This is a genomic window from Aquimarina aquimarini, from assembly GCF_900299535.1.
GTDB lineage: Bacteria > Bacteroidota > Bacteroidia > Flavobacteriales > Flavobacteriaceae > Aquimarina > Aquimarina aquimarini.
In genome coordinates this window covers 227,954-248,469 of the sequence record NZ_OMKE01000009.1, presented here as the reverse complement: position 1 = coordinate 248,469, position 20,516 = coordinate 227,954, and the positions used below count along the sequence as shown (strand labels likewise).

Sequence of the window (20,516 nt, the reverse complement as noted above, 5' to 3'; positions counted from 1 at the left end):
CCCTTATGCAAAAGAGTGTACAGAAATTGGTAAATGATGGAAAGATGCTTCCTCTTATGGAAGAATTTTATACCATTCAGGGAGAAGGTTACTATAAAGGGACAGCAGCTTATTTTATAAGAATAGGAGGTTGTGATGTAGGATGCCATTGGTGTGATGTAAAAGAAAGTTGGAATGCTAATCTACATCCTCCAACTGATACTGATATAATTGTAGAAAATGCACTTAAACATAGTAATGTAATTGTAGTTACAGGAGGAGAGCCTCTTACCTGGAATATGAACCCTCTTACAGATGGTCTAAAAGAAAAGGGAGCCAAAACACATATCGAAACATCAGGAGCATATCCTCTCACAGGTGATTGGGATTGGATTTGCCTTTCTCCTAAAAAAAGAATGCTACCAAAAGAAGAGGTTAGTAAAAAAGCAAATGAGCTAAAATGTATTGTCTATAATAAAAGTGATTTTGAATTTGCAGAAAAACAAGCTGCAAAGGTTTCAGAGGAGTGTGTGCTATATCTTCAACCAGAATGGAGTGTAAGAGATAAGGTAGTTCCTATGATTGTTGATTATGTAATGAAAAACCCAAAATGGAAAGTATCATTACAAACACACAAATATCTTAATATCCCATAATAGTACTTGTAAATACCTTGATTTTTAATGTAATACCGTAATTTTGTTCTGTGAAACGAGTAAAATTTACCGTTCGTCGAACAAAAATGTTATTTTAAATACACTTTTTGGTCAGTTAACGATTTTTTGAAAAGACAACTGATGATATGCTTTAAATTTACAGTATAATTATAAAATCAGGATGTTATGAAATATATTACTACTTTTTTCGGACTAAAATTTAATATTATAATAAGTTTTTTAAGAGATTTACCAGGAGCATCACGTTATGCAATGGGTAAATAGATTGGGCATGGGTATAATAATATATTACTTGTTATTACATGTTATAGTGCTTTGATTAAGAGATTGTTTTGCGGAGACAATCTCTTGATTTTTATAATAATAACTAGAATTTCACAAAATATACTACAGTTACCTTGACTATGTATATCATTTCTTCTTGCAACACGATTTTACTTCTTTAAAACTACCAGAAAAATTATTATTACTATAATAATTAGGTTGCACGTGTTCAGAACCCTCTTTTTATTGCTTTTGTTGTGTTTTATAAGCTTTAAATAAATCTAAATAAAATTAATAAAGGGGAAAAAACCCCTATATATTGCAATATTTGAGTAGGAAATTTCCTAACATAAAAATTGACTGTAGTCTCTTTTAAGCTGTATGTCGTTTCTACGATGTTTTATGTCTAAAAATTCAATTTGAATATGTTAATTTTTTTTAAGTAATACGATATAGGTGTTATATTTGTGTAACAAACTAAAAATCAAAAGATTATGAAATTTCTCTACGGTATTTTGACTATTGATATGAAAGCATTAACAACTTTCTTAAGACAATTACCATCGGCTTGTAGTAATGCAATTCATAGATAAGAATTGTAAGAAAACATGATGTAATAGTGAAAAATAATAAAAGTAGCTATTTGATGGGGTAATATAGAGATTTGGGGAAATCACCCTGCTTTCTTTATGTAAATGAATAAAAAAATAAAAGCGAAACTTGCTGAAATTGAGCTTTTTGTGTTAGTCGTCGGTGAAATCTCAATTTATATCTAAAATGTATATAAAACTATTGATATCTCGTAATATCAATGTTATATTTGAAAAACAATAACAATAATAATTAACTTTTAATCAAACACTTATGGGGCTATTTTACACAAAATTTAGATTAACTTTTAGAATCGTAATGGAATTTCTAAAAGAACTACCTGGCGCGTCTGGTCATGCAATACATAGATAGAAAAGGTAGTTGAAGGAAGAACTAATTGACCTCTGTTGAGGTACTAAAACGCACACTTAATAATTTTAATTTAGGGAAAAATAGCTTGAACAAAACGTTCAAGCTATTTTTTTATATAAGAAGATTTAAAATTTGATTAGAAGTAAAAAGGAACCTCTACAACAGTAGTGTCCCATCCCATTGCCATATGATATCCTTTGTCAGTCTTTTTGAATGCAATAGAAAAAACTTCTAATTCATCACCTTTGGCTACAGGAACATTAATTCTTGCAACGTCCTTGCTTTTATCATAGTTATAAGCGCCCCAACTATCAAGGTCAGAATTTATAATAATAGTCCATTCTTTTTCACCAGGAATAGTAAATAAAGAGTATGTACCTGCTTTGATAGTTTTATCTCCCATTTTTACATCTTGATAGAACTTAATTTCTGTTGCTTCATCAGCACCAGTTCTCCATACCTTATTATATGCGGCTAGACTACCAAAAATTTTACGACCTTTTTTCTGAGGACGACTATAAACAACTTTGATCTCAGGTTTGGCATTTCTATCCTTTTTTGCATAAGAAATGTCAGTTGGGCTTTTTTGTAATCCAGCAAACTTTTGAGCATTTACAGAAGATAGCGTACCCAAAAACATAATAATAATTAATACGAGTGATTTTTTCATAATGGTGATTTTAATTTTTATGATTGCTGTAAAGATATCTGTGAACTTACAATCGAAGTGTTAATCCTGTCTATAAATTGTGTTAAATGTTTGTAGTAACAGTTTAGTAGTAGAAGTAAGGAGAAATAATGTTTTTTGTTTTGTTTTATAGTTTTTTGTGTTCTTTTTGTTTGATATTGTAAGGTGATGCGTTGTTATTGTTTTTATTTTGTAACTATAAGTTAATATTTGATATCTCAAACTAATAGAAAAGAAGAAAGATATGTGTGGAATTGTTTGTGCTTTTGATTTAAAGCAAGACTCAGAGGTGTTAAGACCTCAATTATTAGAGATGTCAAAAAAAATAAGACATAGAGGTCCAGATTGGAGTGGAATATATTCAGACAATAATGCGATACTTGCTCATGAAAGATTAGCAATAGTAGACCCCGTTTCTGGTAAACAACCATTATTTAGTGCAGATAAAAAATTAATCCTTGCTGCAAATGGAGAGATTTACAATCATAGAGAACTTCGTAAGCAATTTGAAGGGAGTTATGATTTTCAGACAGAATCAGACTGTGAAGTAATTTTAGCATTGTATCAAAAAAAGGGGACAGCATTTTTAGATGATCTTAATGGGATATTTGCTTTTGCTTTATACGATGTAGAAAAAGATGTGTACTTAATTGCAAGAGATCATATGGGGATTATTCCCCTGTATATGGGGTGGGATCAAAATGGAACTTTTTATGTAGCTTCAGAATTAAAGGCTCTTGAAGGAGTTTGTGCAAAAATAGAATTGTTTCCCCCAGGGCATTATTTATATAGTAAAGAAGGAGAGCTTAAAAAGTGGTACGTAAGAGATTGGTCTGATTATAAAACAGTACAAGAAAACCAGACGAGTATTGATGAACTTAGAGATGCATTGGAAGCAGCAGTTCACAGGCAATTAATGTCAGATGTGCCATATGGAGTATTACTGTCTGGAGGTTTGGATTCTTCTGTAACTTCAGCTATAGCTAAGAAATATTCTGAAAAACGAATAGAATCTAATGATACCAAAGATGCTTGGTGGCCTAAATTACATTCATTTTCAGTCGGGTTAGAAGGGTCACCAGATCTAGCAGCTGCACAGAAAGTGGCAGATCATATAGGGACGGTTCATCATGAGATTAAATTTACAATCCAAGAAGGATTGGATGCAATAAAAGATGTTATTTATAATCTAGAAACATATGATATTACTACGATAAGAGCATCAACACCTATGTATTTAATGGCTAGAGTTATTAAATCTATGGGAGTAAAAATGGTACTTTCTGGAGAAGGAGCAGATGAGATTTTTGGTGGATATCTCTATTTTCATAAAGCCCCAAATGCAAAAGAGTTTCATGAAGAAACCGTGCGTAAACTTGATAAACTTCATATGTATGACTGTTTAAGAGCAAATAAATCACTTGCGGCTTGGGGGATAGAAGGGCGAGTACCATTCTTGGACAAAGAATTTATGGATGTAGCCATGAGAATTAATCCCAAAGATAAAATGATCAACGGAGAAAGAATGGAGAAATGGGTTATTCGTAAAGCTTTTGAATCCTACTTACCAGAAAGCGTTGCTTGGAGGCAGAAAGAACAATTTTCTGATGGAGTTGGGTATAGTTGGATCGATACATTAAAAGAAGTTGTAGAAACCGAAATTACTGATGAACAAATGGCGAATGCACATTTTAGATTTCCGATACAAACTCCTCAAAACAAAGAAGAATTTTATTACAGATCTATTTTTGAAACCCACTTTCCTAGTGATACAGCAGCATTAAGTGTGCCTCAGGAACCATCTGTAGCTTGTAGCACAAAAATAGCCTTAGAATGGGATGAAGCGTTTAAGAATATGAATGATCCTAGTGGTAGAGCAGTAACCAACGTACATGAGGAAGCATATTAAGCTAGTATTTTATAATATAACCAAGTTCCAGTTTACTTATAGCTGAAAGTTGCGTTAATTGTGATGTAAAACCCTGAAAATCATTTTCAGGGTTTTATAGTTTATAAATCCAATAAAAACAGGGAGTCAGGATATATGGTTTTTTTAGATTACTCATTGCTAGTGTGTTAGTTTTTGAAGTTTAAGAAATGCTTAAAAATGTTATGATATCCTTAAATTCAATTTAAGGGCATTTTTATCGTTTTTAAGAGCATTTTCCTTTTTTCTGGTACTGGTTCTTAACTAATTGTTGATAACTCTTTAAATCATCTTTGATAAAACCCTTTTATCCTTTTACTGTTTTTTTATCTTTGTTTGTTGTCAAAAAGTAAAAAAAATAAACAAGGGACTTTATGAGCGAAGAAGCTAATAAGAAGAACTATTCAGCAGATAGTATTCAAGCACTCGAAGGAATGGAGCATGTGCGCATGCGACCATCGATGTATATTGGTGATGTTGGAGTGAGAGGACTGCACCATTTGGTATATGAAGTTGTTGATAATTCTATAGATGAGGCTTTAGCCGGACATTGTGATATTATAGATGTTACTATTAATGAGGATAATTCTGTTACTACAAAAGATAATGGGCGTGGTATACCTGTAGGTATACATAAAAAAGAAGGCGTTTCTGCATTAGAAGTAGTAATGACCAAAATTGGAGCAGGAGGAAAGTTTGATAAAGATTCTTATAAGGTGTCTGGGGGACTTCATGGTGTTGGTGTTTCTTGTGTAAATGCATTATCAGACCATCTGCATGCAATTGTGCATAAAGAAGGTAAAGTATGGGAGCAAGAATATGAAAGAGGAAAACCGTTATACCCTGTAAAATCAACTGGTGATACAGATTTTAATGGTACGGTAGTGACATTTAAACCAGATCCAACTATTTTTCAGCAAACTCTGGAGTATAATTATGATACTCTAGCAAGTCGTTTGCGAGAATTAGCCTACCTTAATAAAGGAATAACAATTACCCTTACAGATAAGCGTCATCAAGATGAAGAAGGTAAAGATGTTACAGAGACTTTTCATTCTGAAGAAGGATTAAAAGAATTTGTAAGATTTTTAGATACAAGTCGTAGTTCTATTATAGACAATGTAATCTCTATGGAAGGGGAAAAGAATGATATTCCTGTAGAAGTAGCTATGATTTATAATGATTCCTATGCAGAGAATTTACATTCTTATGTAAATAACATTAATACGCATGAAGGGGGAACACATTTATCTGGTTTTAGAAGAGGTCTTACCTCTACCTTAAAGAAGTATGCAGATGCTTCTGGTTTATTGGATAAACTTAAATTTGAGATTGCTGGAGATGATTTTCGTGAAGGGTTGACTGCAATTGTATCTGTAAAAGTACAAGAGCCACAATTTGAAGGGCAAACCAAAACTAAACTAGGAAATAGGGAGGTTACTTCTGCTGTTTCTCAGGCAGTTTCTGAGATGCTAGAAAATTATCTGGAAGAAAATCCTAATGATGCTAAAACAATTATTCAAAAAGTAATTCTGGCAGCTCAAGCACGTCACGCAGCAAAAAAAGCACGTGAAATGGTGCAACGTAAATCTGTGATGAGTATTGGTGGTTTGCCAGGAAAATTATCAGATTGCTCAGAACAAGATCCTGCATTGTGTGAGGTGTTTCTTGTCGAGGGAGATTCGGCAGGTGGAACAGCCAAGCAAGGGCGTGATAGAATGTTTCAGGCAATTCTTCCTTTACGAGGTAAGATTTTGAATGTAGAAAAGGCAATGCATCATAAAGTCTTTGAAAACGAAGAAATAAAAAATATTTTTACTGCTTTAGGTGTAACTATAGGAACAGAAGAAGATAGTAAGGCGCTTAATTTATCAAAATTACGCTATCATAAAATTGTGATTATGTGTGATGCCGATGTCGATGGTAGTCATATTTCTACCCTGATATTAACATTCTTTTTCCGTTATATGAAGGAATTGATAGAAGCAGGTCATATCTATATAGCAGCACCACCATTATATTTGGTTAAAAAAGGTGCTAAAAAACAATACGCTTGGAACGATGATCAGCGTGATATGATTGTAAAAGAATTTGGTGAAAATTCTAAGATACAACGATATAAGGGTCTTGGAGAGATGAATGCTGAGCAATTGTGGGATACAACAATGAATCCAGAGTTCAGAACAATGAGACAAGTTACTATAGATAATCTTACAGAAGCAGATAGAATTTTCTCTATGTTGATGGGAGATGAAGTACCACCTCGTAGAGAATTTATCGAGAAAAATGCTGTCTATGCAAATATTGATGCGTAAGTAGTATTTGTTAAAAGACTAAAAAATCCGCATATCTATGGTATAGCGGATTTTTTTTTATATTGCAATGCCTATTAAACCCAAATCTTATGAAAAAATGCATGTTGCTGTTGACATTGGTTCTATGTCATGTCGGCTTTTCACAAACAGATATAGATCAAATTCTGGAAGCAGGAATTGATAATGCTCAAAGATTTAGTGGGGAGTATTTTGCTCCAGCAGGAGAATCATTGGTCAATGCTATGAGTAATGGTTGGTATAGTACTGCAAAAACCAAAAAACTCTGGCACTTTGAAGTGGGAATAGTAGGTAATCTTTCTTTTGTGAGAGATGAGAAACAATCCTTTGTTTTAGATACTCGCAATTATACAAATTTAATACTTTCAAGTGGGCAAACAAGACAAGAAGTAGCCAGTGCATTAGGGAATAATCAACAAGATGTTTCTGTAATAGTTGCTTCTGATCAAGGCCCAGCAGTAGAGATTGTTCTGCCAGATGGGTTTGGAGATTCGGGAATTAATTCTATACCAAGTGGTTTTATTCAAGGATCACTAGGATTGATAAAAAGTACAGAGATCAAGTTGAGGTTTTTGCCAAGAGTAAAGGCTGTGCAAGATGCAGAAATACAATTATATGGAGTGGGATTTCAACACGAATTTACAGATTGGGTATTTCCTCTAAAAAGGTGGCCAGTTAGGTTATCGGCGTTAATAGGATATACAAACGTCAAAGGTTTCTATGATATAAATTCTGATAGTGAAGTGTCTGGAACAGATCAAGAAGTGAGTTTGCAAACAAACTCCTGGTTAATTACAAGTGTTGTGTCTACCAAATTTCCTGTTTTTAATTTTTATGGTGGTCTAGGGTATTATTTTGGATCAAGTAATGCAGATGTACTAGGAACCTATCAGGTACAAAATGGCTCATTAGCTTCGCAGATAATTACTGATCCGATTAGTGTAAGAAATAAAACAAATGGAGTGAAGGCAACTATAGGTGCAAGAGTAAAATTTGGAATTTTTAAAGCTAATATGGATTATACTTTACAGAATTATAATAATCTTTCTTTAGGCCTTAATTTTGGCTGGTAATTAACACTTTATTTGCTAATAAATTCGTTAAAGAATTTGTATTTTCGCAAGCAAATAAGTTTTAACCACATTCAAAAAAAATATACCATGAAAGTTACAGTAGTAGGTGCTGGTGCAGTAGGTGCAAGTTGTGCCGAATATATCGCGATAAAAGATTTTGCTTCAGAAGTAGTATTATTAGATATCAAAGAAGGATATGCAGAGGGAAAAGCAATGGATTTAATGCAAACAGCCTCTTTAAATGGATTTGATACCCAAATAACAGGTACTACAGGAGATTATTCTAAAACTGCAGGAAGTGATATTGCTGTAATAACATCAGGAATCCCTCGTAAACCAGGAATGACAAGAGAAGAATTGATAGGAATTAATGCAGGAATTGTAAAAACAGTTTCTTCTAGTCTTATTGAGCATTCTCCTAATGCTATTATCATTGTAGTAAGTAATCCAATGGATACAATGACCTATTTGGTACATAAAACAACCAATCTGCCTAAAAACAGAATTATTGGTATGGGAGGAGCATTAGATAGTGCACGTTTCAAGTACAGATTGGCAGAAGCTTTAGGAGCTCCTATTTCTGATGTTGACGGAATGGTGATCGGAGGACATAGTGATAAAGGTATGGTGCCATTAACTAGATTGGCAACAAGAAATAGTGTTCCTGTATCTGAGTTTATTTCTGATGATAGATTGGAGCAAGTAGCAGCAGACACCAAAGTAGGTGGAGCTACTCTTACAAAACTATTAGGAACATCAGCTTGGTATGCTCCAGGAGCAGCCGTATCAGGATTGGTGCAAGCAATTGCTTGTGATCAAAAGAAAATCTTTCCTTGCTCTACATTATTAGAAGGAGAGTATGGATTAAACGATTTGTGTATCGGTGCACCTGTAGTGTTAGGTAAAAATGGAATCGAAAAAGTTGTAGAAATAGAACTTAGCGAAGCAGAAAAAGCCAAATTAGCTGAAAGTGCAGAAGGAGTGAAAAAAACAAATGGATTATTAGAACTATAATCTATACTGTATAATATAATATCTTCAAGAGCTGCAATTTTGCAGCTCTTGTTGTTTATAAGGCCATATGATATGTATACAATATCTATCAAAATTTTACTATTCACTTTATTATTCTTAGGGGTAATTTCCTGTAATTTTGGACCAAAACCAGATAAGATAGTTAAAATCACAGTGACATTTGATGAAAAAAATGGATCAAATGAAGAAATCAATACTGTGGTTGAAATTTTAAAAAATAGAATTAATAAAATTTCTAGTGATTCCAAAATAGAAAGAAAACAAGATAGTGATCAAATTACAATTGAAGTAACTACACATTATGATCCAGAACGAATTAAAGATTTAGTAATAAATGAGGGAAGATTAGATTTCTATGAAACCTATAATATAGAAGAGATACTTCCTTTTTTGATAGAAACAAACAACTTGTTAAAGAAGGATGATGATATTGATCCGTTGCTAGATATAATCAAAAGAGCAGAGTATAGTAGTGGAGCTATTCTTTTTTATGCTTCAGAAAAAGATACTACTATAATAAATCATTATTTGTCTTTTAAGGGAGCTGAGACGAAATTACCAGCCAAAAGACGAATAATACGATTTGTATGGGGTAGGCAAGAAGAGCGTACAAGTTTTTTTCCGCTTTATGCGTTAAAATTAGGTAAATATGGTAAACCTGTACTAGATCAAAAAACAATAGAACAAGCAAAGCAAGTGTTTGATCAATTGGCTCGACCAGCAATTGCAGTTCAGGTGAACGAAGAAGGAGCAGAGATTTGGGAGCGATTGACTGAGAGAGCTTTTCAAGAACGATTTCAAATTGCGATGGTTATTAATGATGCGGTGTATAGCGCTCCAGGAGTATCACAGGGTCCTATAAAAGGAGGGAAGTTTGAAATTTCAAGTGATTTTACAGTTGAAGAAGCTCAGGATCTTGCTATTATTTTAGACTCAGGAAGTATTTCAAAAATGCGTATAATAAGTTTTGATGTTACGCAAATTAACTAATTGCAGATACGTCTACTTATTGATTTTATCATAATTCAATAGCTGTATACCAAATCCAATATTAAAACGTTTTTTGATATTTATAAAGTAAACCAGATATTTGTTTGAAGACATTAGAAATGCAATTCTAATTTTTTATATTTGCGCAATGAAGAAAAAATGGTACTTCGGGACTTTAATTACTGCACTAGCATTACTTGTTGCTATTCAGCAACAAGCCCTTGTACCTAATCAGGAAATTGTATTAGAATTTGTTGATATTGAAGTTACCTCTCTAGAGGCTCAAAATACGATTGAAATTGTAAAAAAGCAGCTGCAATCAATAGGTGTTGAGCGTACTAGGATATCAAAAGGATTAGCCAATGGTAAGCTTACTATTGCATATTATAGTGATGCAGATGTAGAAGATATCAAAAAAATACTTTCTGAAGAACAAAATGTAGCTCTCGATCATATATTTTATGGTGAAGATAACGAGGATAGTCAATTTCCTTTAGATAAAAACTCAAAAGATTATAATTTTGATGTTTATGAAATCCAAAAGAGTACAGATTTTAATTCTGACTTTAATAGTAAATATGTTTTAGAGGTAAAACAAGAGCAAGGAGGGTATTTCAGCCTTAACTCCTGTAGTTGTATCGCTGTAATTGATGTTAATTATATTGATAAGCTGGTAAAAGTAGCTCAAAAAGTAAATAGAAATATTGCAATTGCAATAGACACTACTTCACCTATTATTCCAGAAGTAAGAGCGGGACCAATCTCTTAATAGGGATTTATAATCCATTCCTAAAAACAATTCATTTCTTATTAAAAGTAAAATAAAAAGAGAGAGAACAAAAAGCTCTCAAAAGTTGTTTTAGCTTTTGATACCTGCTTATATCTGTAAAAAGATAAAGTACAATCACACAAATAAATAATTAAAAACAATTGTCAAACCTTGAGTAATTAATAATAACTCAATTTTAACAAGGGTTTGACCAAAATCAACAAATAATGCAAAACAAAGGACTTGTTAGGATATTTGCGGTTCTATTTGGCTTGGTATGTATTTACCAATTGTCATATACGTATATGGCCTACACAAAAGAAAAAGAAGCAGAAGCATATGCACAACAAAAATATGCTGAAACTGTAGAAGATTACTCAAAATTAAGAGAAACAGCAGAGCGTAATTATTTAGATTCTATTGGTAAAGAAGAAATCTTTGCTGGTATAACATATAATGATGCAAAAGATAAAGAGCTTAATAAAGGGCTTGACCTTAAAGGTGGAATCAATGTTATCCTACAAATTTCTGTAAGAGATATATTGAGTGGTCTTGCAAACAAATCAAAAGACCCTTCATTTAATCAAGCATTGATTGCAACAGATGAGGTGCAGAAGAATAGTCAGAATAACTATATCGATGACTTTTTTACTGAGTTTGAAAAAATTCCAGATGCTAAATTAGCTTCACCTGATATTTTTGCAAACAAAAACTTAAGTGATGATATCACTTATGATATGACTAATGAGCAGGTAAGACCTATTCTAAAGCGTAAGATAGACGAATCTGTGGCGTCAGCATTCGAAGTATTACGTAAACGTATTGATAAGTTTGGAGTTACTCAACCTAATATCCAGCGTTTAGGAGAATCTGGGCGTATTTTGGTAGAGTTACCTGGCGCAAAAGATATAGAAAGAGTAAGAAGTTTGGTAACGAGTACGGCGCAACTTGAATTTTGGGATGTAGAGACTTCTCAAGAATTAGGCGGTTTTATCAATGCAGCCAACTTACTTTTGAAACAAGAATTAGAAGGGCAGAAAGAGCCAAAAGAAAAGGTGGAGAATGAGGTAGCAGAGAATACAGAAAAAGTAGTAGATTCTGCCCAGATTGATAGTACAACAACTGCTGATACAGCTATAGAAGACCTGTTAGAAGATGCAGAAGATTCATCAGAAGTTGAAACACAGGTAAACCCAATAAATGATTTAATAAGTTTTCCATTAGTTCCAGGAGCTTTGTTCTCTGCAAATGTTAAAGATACAGCGCAATTAGGACAGTTTTTCAGAAGATCAGATATCAGAGCATTATTACCACAAAGTATAAGACATACTAAGTTTGCTTGGAGTAAAGGTAAAAAAGATGCAGAAATAGTAGATTTCTATGCTCTTAGAGGAAATAGAGATAATGATCCTGAATTAAGTGGAGGTGTTATTACAGATGCTTCACAGACTTTTGACCAGTCCAATAATGTAGTTGTGTCTATGCAAATGGATGGTAAAGGAGCTAAGAAATGGGAAGAAATGACCGATCGTGCTTATAACCAAAGAAGTCAGATTGCTATCGTGTTGGATAATATAGTGTATTCTGCACCAGGGGTAACCAAAGGAAAGATAACAGGAGGAAGAAGTGAAATCTCTGGAGACTTTACTATAGAAGAAGGTAAAGATTTAGCAAACGTATTAAGAGCTGGTAAATTACCTGCATCTGCAGATATTATTCAGGCAGAAGTTGTAGGACCATCATTAGGACAAGAATCTATTAATAGTGGTGTGATGTCTTTTGCTATTGCATTAGTATTGATATTAATCTGGATGATCTTTTATTATGGTAAAGCAGGAGCTTTTGCAGATGTAGCGTTGGTAGTAAATATCTTGTTTATCTTTGGGGTATTAGCAGGGCTAAAAGCTGTATTAACACTTCCTGGAATTGCTGGTATTGTATTGACTATTGGTATGTCTGTAGATGCAAACGTACTTATTTTTGAAAGAATTAGAGAAGAACTAGCAAAAGGGAAATCTCAAGCAGATGCCATAAAAGATGGATTTAATAATGCATTATCATCTATACTTGATGCAAATATAACTACAGGTCTTACAGGTATCATCTTATTGGTTATAGGTACAGGGCCAATTAAAGGTTTTGCAACTACTTTATTAATTGGTATTTTGACCTCTTTATTTACAGCAATTTTTGTAACAAGATTGTTTATTGATGGGTATGGTAAAAATGGAAAAGAATTAGCGTTCTCTACAGGAGTTACCAAAAACTTATTCAAGAATGTAAATATCGATTTCTTGAAAAAGCGTAAAGTAGCGTATGTAATCTCAGGTATTATTATCATTGCAGGGTTATCATCTTTGTTTACGCAAGGGTTGGATTATGGAGTTGATTTTGTAGGAGGTAGAACATATACAGTGCGTTTTGCTAAAGATGTTGTGCCTACAGTGATAGAAAAAGATCTTGTAGCTACTTTTGAGAGTGCACAGGCAAAAACACTGGGAGCAAATAATCAGTTAAAGATTACTACAAAATACAAAGTTGATGAAACTGGGGAGGAAATAGATACCGAGATTTCAAATAAGCTATATACATCATTAAAACCTCATCTACCAGAAGGGTTGACTTATGATGAGTTTGCTAATGGGAGTAAAGATAAGCAAGTAGGTATTATGTCATCTATGAAGGTAGGTCCAACTATTGCAGATGATATTAAGCAAGCAGCATTCTGGTCTGTATTAGGGTCATTAATAGTAGTGTTCTTATACATATTATTACGATTTAGAAGATGGCAATTTAGTTTAGGAGCGGTAACAGCGGTATTCCATGATGTACTTGTAGTACTAGGTGTATTCTCTTTGACTTATAAGTTTATGCCATTTAATATGGAAATCGATCAAGCATTTATAGCAGCAATCCTTACTGTAATTGGATACTCACTGAATGATACGGTGGTTGTGTTTGATAGAATTAGGGAATTCTTTAATGAATATACAGGTAGACCATTAGATAAAAATGTTAACGGAGCTTTGAATAGTACATTAAGTCGTACATTGAATACATCGTTGACTACCTTATTAGTACTTATTGCGATCTTCATATTCGCAGTACCGCTGCGAGGGTTTATGTTCTCTCTGATTATAGGGGTGGTTATAGGTACGTATTCATCGTTATTTATTGCTACACCAATAATGTTTGATACAGTAAAGAAAGTAGGTCTGAAGACTAAAAAGAAAGAAGAAGAAGTCGAGAATTAAATCTTCTTACTTCAATAAATATAAGATCAAAAAAATCCGTTGTGTACACAACGGATTTTTTTTGATATCAATAGTTTTAGAAACTATGATAGTTAATACGATTTATGGATAAGAATTTCGTATATAGTTTGTTTCTTTTGCACTATATCTGTGTTATAAAATTCAACAATAGCTAAGGCTATTCTTTAATTTTATGCCTTAATCTAGCACAAAATAATTTAAACTCTTTATGCGAAATTCTTATCCATAACTCGTATAATTTATATTATTGTTTTGAATAGGAGATAGAATCTCCTTTTTTCAGGTTCCATGTATCTGTAAGATTTGCATTTACTTCTAGTGTATATAAAGCAGGGCCTTCAGAAGGTAATGAAGATTCGTCTAGAGGTTTGGCATTTTTTTGTATGCTCACTACTTTGTATGCATCATCTATGTATATAATGTCTAAAGGGATTAAAGTGTTTTTCATATAAAAATATTGTACTTTTTTTTCTTCAGAAATAAACAACATAGCTTGGTTAGGTTGCATAGACTTGCGGTACATTAATCCAGTTTGAGTTTGATAGTCATCATCAGCAATTTCAATATCCAATTGGGTGATCAGTTTGGGTACAGAATCTTGCAAACTAAATAATGAGAGTTCGCCTTCTTTGGTAAATGTAATCTCTTTTGTGTCGATCTTTTTGACTTTATTATCTGTTTTGCATGAAAAAATGCTTAGTGCAGTACATGCGATGATGGAAAAATAAATCCTCTTTTTCATTTGTGTATGATATGGTTTTATAAGATAGTTGCGATTTGTTTATAATTATTTTACCTATCCTTTTTTGCGCGAACTAAAGTAGATAAAAAAGCCGCACTTCAAAAATATGAAGCACGACTTTTCTCAACTAACTAACCGAACCAAATTCTATAACTGTTGTTTTCTATTCATTTTTCCAATCAATCTTGCGTGATATCATCATTATAGTACCTAGAATTAAGAACAAACCAATACTACCTACAAGCAATGCGTAGTTTTCTAATTGTATAATCACAAAAATAAATAAGTATAATGCGGCTAGAGAAGTAGCTACAAAAATCATAAACTTAAAACTTTTGAGTATTGCTTTTGAGTAAATAGATATTAGGGCGACCACAGCAGTACCTGCGATACTGTATGCTTGTAAAAAGCTTGCATGTTCTGAGATAGAGATAAGAAGCGTGTAGAACATGGTGAGCGCCAGTCCAATCATCAAATATTGAAAAGGATGAATATGAATTTTACTAATTGCCTGTATTAAGAAAAATACTAGAAAAGTAAGTGCGATTACAAGATAACCATATTTGGCTGCACGTTCACTTTTTTGATACTCATCTACAGGAATAAGGAGTTTTACTCCAAAGGCAGAAGAATTGATCTCAGGTAGCTCTCCAAAAAACTCTTGTTCGAATTCTCTGTTTATCTGTAAAACTTTCCAGTTAGCTTTAAATCCATTCTCTGTAATTTCTTTTGTCTTAGTATCTGGTAGGTAATTACCATTAAAACTAGGAGAAGCCCAATTGGAAGTCATAGATACATTGGTTTCTCTACCCACAGGTATAAATCGTAGTTGTTCACTTCCGTTTATGATTAAATCTAGACTAAAATCAATAGTGTTTTCTTTAGGCAAGGCTGTTTCTTTTAGAAACTTGGTCTCCATAGTATTGGTATACGAGTTTTGAGTATACTTTGAGCGAAGTGGGTAGTTTTCTTCTCCTATTTCTAATTCAAGATTACTTCGTATACCTTTTAGATTGGTAGAATTTACCAGTATAGTAGCTTTGTTCCATAAAATATCTTTTTCTGCTACGTCTTGTGTTTCAAAATTCGGAGTAGTAAAAGACCCTTTTATTTTAATATCAGCAGTATATACCACAGATTCATAAATACTTCTACCTAAAGTTTCAGATTCTATATCTGTTATAATATCTAGCGTGTTCGGAAAGAAAAAAGCATAGTTTACTGTTATGATATCATCTTCATGATATGATTTTGTTTTCTCATCCCATCTTTTATGTATGTTATGAGTTTGGTAAGGTATTTTTAGTACAGGACCATAAAGTAATACTTCATTACCCCATTTTTGATTAATCTCGTTTACTACTTCTTCTTGTCTATTTGCGCGCTCACGTATTAAGTTTTTTACGTATGAAAGAGGAATTAGGAGGAATAAGATGAGTACTCCCACCATTAGCATTCGCACTGTAATTGATGTTTTTAGCCATTGTCCAAAGGACTTTTTTTGTTTTTGGGTTTCCATAATGATAAAAGTTTATTGTATATGTTTTTAGTAGTTTTCTTTTTTGATTTGATACTGCTGTGAAATTCTATAAATGATAATCAAAAAACAGCCAAACCCTAGTGTAAATGCCCAGGTATTGATATGTTCTATAGGGAATAAAATTCGTTTTGATATATCAGATACTATTTTCATTGGATTTTGAAGTATATCCCAGCTATTCCATCGCAAAACTCTTCCTAAATAAATGCCGAATCCACATAGCATTAAAATAGAATAAGAAATAAGGTTCGTGTTTTTTTTAGAAAATCGCTGTAATAGTAATGAGTGTATTAAGTTTAATGAGGCAAACCCAATAATAAGACCATTGATCGCAAAAGACAGAATGAGTAACACATCAAACCATATCGATTCTAGAGTACTTAATCGTAGATGCTGTAGATCGGTTAAGATATATGGGGAGTTAGGTAGAAATACCAACCATATGGCAAAACCAGCCCAAAAGATAAAATGATTTGTTTTTCTAATGCTTAATAAAAGAGCAATTGCATAAGGAATACATGCTAAAAAAAGATTCCAGATTAGAAATAAATAAAATAAAGAATCAGTTTTTAAGACTCTTACTAATAGTAGTAAAAAACTAAAGGCTGTAGCAAATATAAAGCCTTTGATAAAAGGTATTTGGTTATAGATAGTGTTCATTAGTTAAAAAATATTTTAAAAAGAATTAGTAAGAACGATATTAATGTATCCTATGGTTATAGGGATATTGATAACGACCACTGCGATAGTGATTAAATTTTCTTTGTAATGCTTATAGTTGACAATTGAATTAGCAATGAGACCAACAAAAGTGATTGCATTCAAGGTAAAAGCGATCATAACATAAAATATACCTATGTCGATCATGGTTTGATATTGAGAAATCAGAAAAAATAATAATAAGGATGTTCCTAACACAAAACTTATAACAGCAATAAAAAGTGCTGTTTTATTAATAGGTTGTATGACTTTCATAATGATGATATTAAAAATGTGGTTTGTAATGTTTGTATGGGATAATGCAACAGCTTTTTATAATCTAATCGGTGAAATGAGTAAGCGGCTTTTCCTTTTTGATATGCATTTTTAAAAAGTTTGATTTCATCAAGGTATAGCAAAGTGCCTAGAAAGATTACAGAGAATAAATAGGTGCTGTATTTACCATTTCCTAATAAGTAATATTGCATAGCGATCTCTTCAGGAACGGTGATACCTGTATCGGTTAGTACATGAAAAACATCGTGATTCTCTAGTTTAGGTTGTGGGCTAAAATCATGCTGTAATAAAAATGACCCTAAATGAAACCCAAGACTGTCTTTTGGATATTCTATTAAAGTTTTTACAGGAATATCCCAAGAAGGTTGTTTTTTAAACCATTTTTGGTATGGTTTTTTGCTCCATTCGTATATGCTCTCTAGTAATAATGCTCTCATTTTAATTTCTTAAAGTACTTTGAAATTCAAAGTAAGTTGATAAAAAAAATACAACTATTGTTTTAGTAATTTTTCAATTGCCTCTACGTGCTTTTTAAAAGCTTCTCTTCCTTTTTTTGTAGCGTTATATCTGGTGTTCGGTTTTCTGCCAATAAATGACTTTTCTACTTTTATGTACTCTTCTTTTTCTAGAGCTTTGGTGTGACTAGCAAGGTTGCCATCTGTTGCCCCTAGTAATTCTTTTAACATTTTGAAATCTGCATATTCATTAACCATTAATATAGACATGATTCCTAGTCGGATACGGTGATCAAAGGCTTTGTTTATATTATTGATTATACTGCTCATTCGCTATTCTTTTTTGGTCAAATATAAAAATCAATTGGTTATCTGTCGTGATTTAGATATATAAGACTACCATATATAATATGCATGACTCCGAACCCTGCTACCCAAAACCAAAAACCATACCCAGGAAAGATAGCACAAATCAACCCTAATATGATTTCTGCATAGCCAAGGTATCTAACATTACCAATTGTATATTTTGAAGCATTTATTAATGCCAGGCCATAAAAAATAAGCATCAATGAACCAGTAAGACCATAGTGGTGACTGGTGATTTTTATAATAATATAGATACCTCCAGTTACTAGTGGAATCAAGAAGGCAACAAGTAATCTTCTTGAAGCGCTATTCCATAATGTTTCGTTATTTCTACTAGCTTTTCTGGTGCTTAATATAACTGCTGTTATAATACTTAATAAAGCAACCACTACTAGATCGATTAATATATATCTAAATATTTTGCCATTAAGTAATAGGTAGTCTCTACCGCTAGTACTAACTAAGTAGTAAGCTACTGCTGCGCCAATAATAGCATAAATACCTGCCAATATACCAGATAGCCCACTCAGTGAGAAAAAACGAGATGATTTATTCATCATATCCTTGATCTCGGTAATGTCTTTTAAGTATTCTTCTTTGCTCATTGTTAAAGTACTTTGAAATACAAAGTAAATGTAAAATTTTGAATTACACAAATTTCATTTCTCTAAATAAGAATTATTTGTCAAAGAAAAATGTAAGAAAGTACTTTCTTGTGTTAATGTATTGATAACACATTTTTGACCTTTATAGGATCGATTGGTGATGTTGTGATGTCTAGCTTTATGATATCAATAGTTTACTAAAATAAAGTATTGCTTTTACTTAAATATATTGTGATTTTTTTAACAAATTAGGTCAAAATAATTTAACAAGATGTTGGTGTAAAGAGGAGTGTAGGGATTATACATTTGCCGATAAATTAATAATAGGCGCAACTTATTATTAATCACTCTAAAATAAGTATGGTTATACGTATAATTTTGTTAATCTGCTAATTATAAAAATAAAAACCAGATAACTTTTTAAATTTTATCTAGTAAAAGAAGCACCAATTCGACCCCAAGGAATCTGGTGCTTTTTATTTAATAGAAAATGATATATAGTTATCAATTTCTTTAATTGTTTAAAAGATAGCTCTGTCAAAATGTTTTATAGATTTATATTAAAAAAAATAGATATCTTGTTGATCAGATTATTGATCAAATGAATCCAGCAGAAGAATATATTTTAAGACAAGAGGAACCTTATAAAAGTATATTATTAGAATTACAGCTTTTGATTGAATCTACGATTCCTTCTGCAGAATTATTATTTAGGTATAAGATACCTTTTTATTATATAGAAAACAGACCGTTTTGTTATCTGAATGCAACCAAAGGATATGTAGACGTAGGGTTTTGGAATGCTCAACGTATTACTATGCATATTGAGCATATGACAACAGCTGGACGTAAAGTTATGAAATCTCTACGCTACAAGAAGGTTGAGGATATAAATTCAACCATTTTGATAGAAGTATTACAAGATGCCTATAGCGTCGTAAAGGATAAGAAGTCTTAAAAAATACCCTTCTTTGTTTACAAAGTATTTACCGTTTGTCTAATGGTGACTAGGTTACTCAATAACTTTTCTAGATGATCAATATGCAACATATTAGCACCATCACTCTTGGCATTGGCAGGGTCAAAATGAGTTTCCATAAATAAACCATCTACTCCAGTAACAATACCTGCTCGAGCAATCGTTTCGATCATATCAGGCCTACCTCCAGTAACACCACTAGATTGGTTGGGTTGTTGTAACGAATGTGTTACATCAAGAACAGTAGTTCCATATTGTTTCATAGTAGGAATACCTCTAAAATCAACAATCATATCTTGATAACCAAACATAGTTCCTCTATCAGTAATCATTGCTTTGGTATTACCACTATCTGTTACTTTTTTTACAGCATGTTGCATCGCTTCTGGGCTCATAAATTGCCCTTTTTTTAGATTGACAGTTTTGCCAGTTTTTGCAGCAGCAACAACTAAGTCTGTCTGGCGCACCAAAAATGCAGGAATCTGTAAGATATCTACATATTCAGCAGCAAGTGCAGCATCTTCGTTTTCATGAATATCGGTAACCGTAGGAATGTCAAACGTTTCTCCTACTTTACGGAGAATTTTTAAAGCCTTTTCATTTCCAATTCCAGTAAAACTATCAATTCGACTACGATTTGCTTTTTTGAAAGAACCTTTGAAAACATAAGGAATTTTAAGTTTAGAAGTAATAGTTACTACTTTTTCAGCAATGCGTAGTGCCATTTCTTCACCCTCTATGGCACAAGGCCCAGCTAATAAGAAAAAGTTATTAGCATCAAGGTTTTTTATGTTTTTGATTTCAGAAAGATCCATATAATTTATTTAAAGATGCAAAGATAACTAACTCTTTTATGT

General features: G+C 32.5%; 18 protein-coding genes. 9 read left to right on the top strand and 9 right to left on the bottom strand.

Annotated features, from left to right (window positions below):
- Positions 1-5: 5 nt before the first annotated feature.
- Positions 6-635 carry a 7-carboxy-7-deazaguanine synthase QueE gene (locus tag DG508_RS05005; RefSeq protein WP_108867075.1) on the top strand — a complete coding sequence of 210 codons (630 nt, stop codon included), beginning with the start codon at positions 6-8 and terminating at the stop codon, positions 633-635.
- Between the two features lie 1,384 nt (positions 636-2,019).
- Here DG508_RS05005 and DG508_RS05000 read toward each other — a convergent pair.
- Positions 2,020-2,553, bottom strand: a complete 534-nt coding sequence (locus tag DG508_RS05000; RefSeq protein ID WP_108867074.1) for a DUF2911 domain-containing protein — start codon at positions 2,551-2,553, stop codon at positions 2,020-2,022.
- 262 nt (positions 2,554-2,815) lie between these two features.
- On the opposite strand from DG508_RS05000, the gene asnB reads away from it, so the two are divergent.
- From asnB to secDF, 7 genes are all read left to right on the top strand, one after another.
- Entirely contained in the window at positions 2,816-4,480 is a 1,665-nt protein-coding gene (gene asnB, locus DG508_RS04995; protein ID WP_108867073.1) for an asparagine synthase B, read from the top strand.
- 392 nt (positions 4,481-4,872) lie between these two features.
- Positions 4,873-6,813: a DNA topoisomerase (ATP-hydrolyzing) subunit B gene (gene gyrB / locus DG508_RS04990; protein WP_108867072.1), complete on the top strand. Its 1,941-nt coding sequence runs from the start codon at positions 4,873-4,875 to the stop codon at positions 6,811-6,813.
- Between the two features lie 89 nt (positions 6,814-6,902).
- Entirely contained in the window at positions 6,903-7,904 is a 1,002-nt protein-coding gene (locus DG508_RS04985; RefSeq protein ID WP_108867071.1) for a DUF6588 family protein, read from the top strand.
- An 87-nt stretch (positions 7,905-7,991) separates the two neighbouring features.
- Positions 7,992-8,918, top strand: a complete 927-nt coding sequence (gene mdh, locus DG508_RS04980) for a malate dehydrogenase (protein WP_108867070.1) — start codon at positions 7,992-7,994, stop codon at positions 8,916-8,918.
- A gap of 72 nt (positions 8,919-8,990) precedes the next feature.
- Positions 8,991-9,929: a SecDF P1 head subdomain-containing protein gene (locus DG508_RS04975; RefSeq protein WP_108867069.1), complete on the top strand. Its 939-nt coding sequence runs from the start codon at positions 8,991-8,993 to the stop codon at positions 9,927-9,929.
- A 148-nt stretch (positions 9,930-10,077) separates the two neighbouring features.
- Positions 10,078-10,698, top strand: coding sequence for a hypothetical protein (locus DG508_RS04970; protein WP_108867068.1), 621 nt, complete (start codon positions 10,078-10,080; stop codon positions 10,696-10,698).
- 227 nt (positions 10,699-10,925) lie between these two features.
- Positions 10,926-13,952 carry a protein translocase subunit SecDF gene (secDF, locus tag DG508_RS04965; protein WP_108867067.1) on the top strand — a complete coding sequence of 1,009 codons (3,027 nt, stop codon included), beginning with the start codon at positions 10,926-10,928 and terminating at the stop codon, positions 13,950-13,952.
- Positions 13,953-14,217: 265 nt separating this feature from the next.
- On the opposite strand, the gene DG508_RS04960 is transcribed toward secDF, so the two are convergent.
- The 7 genes from DG508_RS04960 to DG508_RS04930 all read right to left on the bottom strand — a co-directional run bounded on the left by DG508_RS04960 (position 14,218) and on the right by DG508_RS04930 (position 18,680).
- Entirely contained in the window at positions 14,218-14,715 is a 498-nt protein-coding gene (locus DG508_RS04960) for a DUF192 domain-containing protein (protein WP_108867066.1), read from the bottom strand.
- Between the two features lie 163 nt (positions 14,716-14,878).
- The gene (gene creD / locus DG508_RS04955; protein WP_108867065.1) at positions 14,879-16,234 is read right to left on the bottom strand and encodes a cell envelope integrity protein CreD; all 1,356 of its coding nucleotides are present in this window, start codon (positions 16,232-16,234) and stop codon (positions 14,879-14,881) included.
- Positions 16,235-16,261: 27 nt separating this feature from the next.
- The gene (locus tag DG508_RS04950; protein ID WP_108867064.1) at positions 16,262-16,915 is read right to left on the bottom strand and encodes a DUF1361 domain-containing protein; all 654 of its coding nucleotides are present in this window, start codon (positions 16,913-16,915) and stop codon (positions 16,262-16,264) included.
- Between the two features lie 15 nt (positions 16,916-16,930).
- Positions 16,931-17,230, bottom strand: a complete 300-nt coding sequence (locus tag DG508_RS04945; protein WP_108867063.1) for a hypothetical protein — start codon at positions 17,228-17,230, stop codon at positions 16,931-16,933.
- Positions 17,227-17,688, bottom strand: a complete 462-nt coding sequence (locus tag DG508_RS04940; protein ID WP_108867062.1) for a Coq4 family protein — start codon at positions 17,686-17,688, stop codon at positions 17,227-17,229. Before DG508_RS04940 ends, DG508_RS04945 begins: the two co-directional genes overlap by 4 nt.
- 54 nt (positions 17,689-17,742) lie before the next feature.
- Positions 17,743-18,036: a winged helix-turn-helix domain-containing protein gene (locus tag DG508_RS04935; protein WP_103863773.1), complete on the bottom strand. Its 294-nt coding sequence runs from the start codon at positions 18,034-18,036 to the stop codon at positions 17,743-17,745.
- Positions 18,037-18,074: 38 nt separating this feature from the next.
- On the bottom strand, positions 18,075-18,680 hold the full coding sequence (locus DG508_RS04930; protein WP_108867061.1) for a hypothetical protein: 606 nt from the start codon (positions 18,678-18,680) through the stop codon (positions 18,075-18,077).
- A gap of 601 nt (positions 18,681-19,281) precedes the next feature.
- Between DG508_RS04930 and DG508_RS04925 the strand changes: the two genes are divergently transcribed.
- A complete protein-coding gene (locus DG508_RS04925; protein ID WP_108867060.1) occupies positions 19,282-19,638 on the top strand; it encodes a DUF1801 domain-containing protein in 357 nt (118 codons plus the stop codon).
- Positions 19,639-19,655: 17 nt separating this feature from the next.
- On the opposite strand, the gene kdsA is transcribed toward DG508_RS04925, so the two are convergent.
- Positions 19,656-20,474: a 3-deoxy-8-phosphooctulonate synthase gene (gene kdsA / locus DG508_RS04920; RefSeq protein ID WP_108867059.1), complete on the bottom strand. Its 819-nt coding sequence runs from the start codon at positions 20,472-20,474 to the stop codon at positions 19,656-19,658.
- Between the last annotated feature and the right edge of the window lie 42 nt (positions 20,475-20,516).

Excerpts from the sequence above, each read along its gene's own strand:
- DG508_RS05005 (WP_108867075.1), top strand. The coding sequence starts at position 6 with ATGCAAAAGAGTGTACAGAAATTGGTAAATGATGGAAAGATGCTTCCT.
- DG508_RS05000 (WP_108867074.1), bottom strand. The coding sequence starts at position 2,553 with ATGAAAAAATCACTCGTATTAATTATTATTATGTTTTTGGGTACGCTA.
- asnB (WP_108867073.1), top strand. The coding sequence starts at position 2,816 with ATGTGTGGAATTGTTTGTGCTTTTGATTTAAAGCAAGACTCAGAGGTG.
- gyrB (WP_108867072.1), top strand. The coding sequence starts at position 4,873 with ATGAGCGAAGAAGCTAATAAGAAGAACTATTCAGCAGATAGTATTCAA.
- DG508_RS04985 (WP_108867071.1), top strand. The coding sequence starts at position 6,903 with ATGAAAAAATGCATGTTGCTGTTGACATTGGTTCTATGTCATGTCGGC.
- mdh (WP_108867070.1), top strand. The coding sequence starts at position 7,992 with ATGAAAGTTACAGTAGTAGGTGCTGGTGCAGTAGGTGCAAGTTGTGCC.
- DG508_RS04975 (WP_108867069.1), top strand. The coding sequence starts at position 8,991 with ATGTATACAATATCTATCAAAATTTTACTATTCACTTTATTATTCTTA.
- DG508_RS04970 (WP_108867068.1), top strand. The coding sequence starts at position 10,078 with ATGAAGAAAAAATGGTACTTCGGGACTTTAATTACTGCACTAGCATTA.
- secDF (WP_108867067.1), top strand. The coding sequence starts at position 10,926 with ATGCAAAACAAAGGACTTGTTAGGATATTTGCGGTTCTATTTGGCTTG.
- DG508_RS04960 (WP_108867066.1), bottom strand. The coding sequence starts at position 14,715 with ATGAAAAAGAGGATTTATTTTTCCATCATCGCATGTACTGCACTAAGC.
- creD (WP_108867065.1), bottom strand. The coding sequence starts at position 16,234 with ATGGAAACCCAAAAACAAAAAAAGTCCTTTGGACAATGGCTAAAAACA.
- DG508_RS04950 (WP_108867064.1), bottom strand. The coding sequence starts at position 16,915 with ATGAACACTATCTATAACCAAATACCTTTTATCAAAGGCTTTATATTT.
- DG508_RS04945 (WP_108867063.1), bottom strand. The coding sequence starts at position 17,230 with ATGAAAGTCATACAACCTATTAATAAAACAGCACTTTTTATTGCTGTT.
- DG508_RS04940 (WP_108867062.1), bottom strand. The coding sequence starts at position 17,688 with ATGAGAGCATTATTACTAGAGAGCATATACGAATGGAGCAAAAAACCA.
- DG508_RS04935 (WP_103863773.1), bottom strand. The coding sequence starts at position 18,036 with ATGAGCAGTATAATCAATAATATAAACAAAGCCTTTGATCACCGTATC.
- DG508_RS04930 (WP_108867061.1), bottom strand. The coding sequence starts at position 18,680 with ATGAGCAAAGAAGAATACTTAAAAGACATTACCGAGATCAAGGATATG.
- DG508_RS04925 (WP_108867060.1), top strand. The coding sequence starts at position 19,282 with ATGAATCCAGCAGAAGAATATATTTTAAGACAAGAGGAACCTTATAAA.
- kdsA (WP_108867059.1), bottom strand. The coding sequence starts at position 20,474 with ATGGATCTTTCTGAAATCAAAAACATAAAAAACCTTGATGCTAATAAC.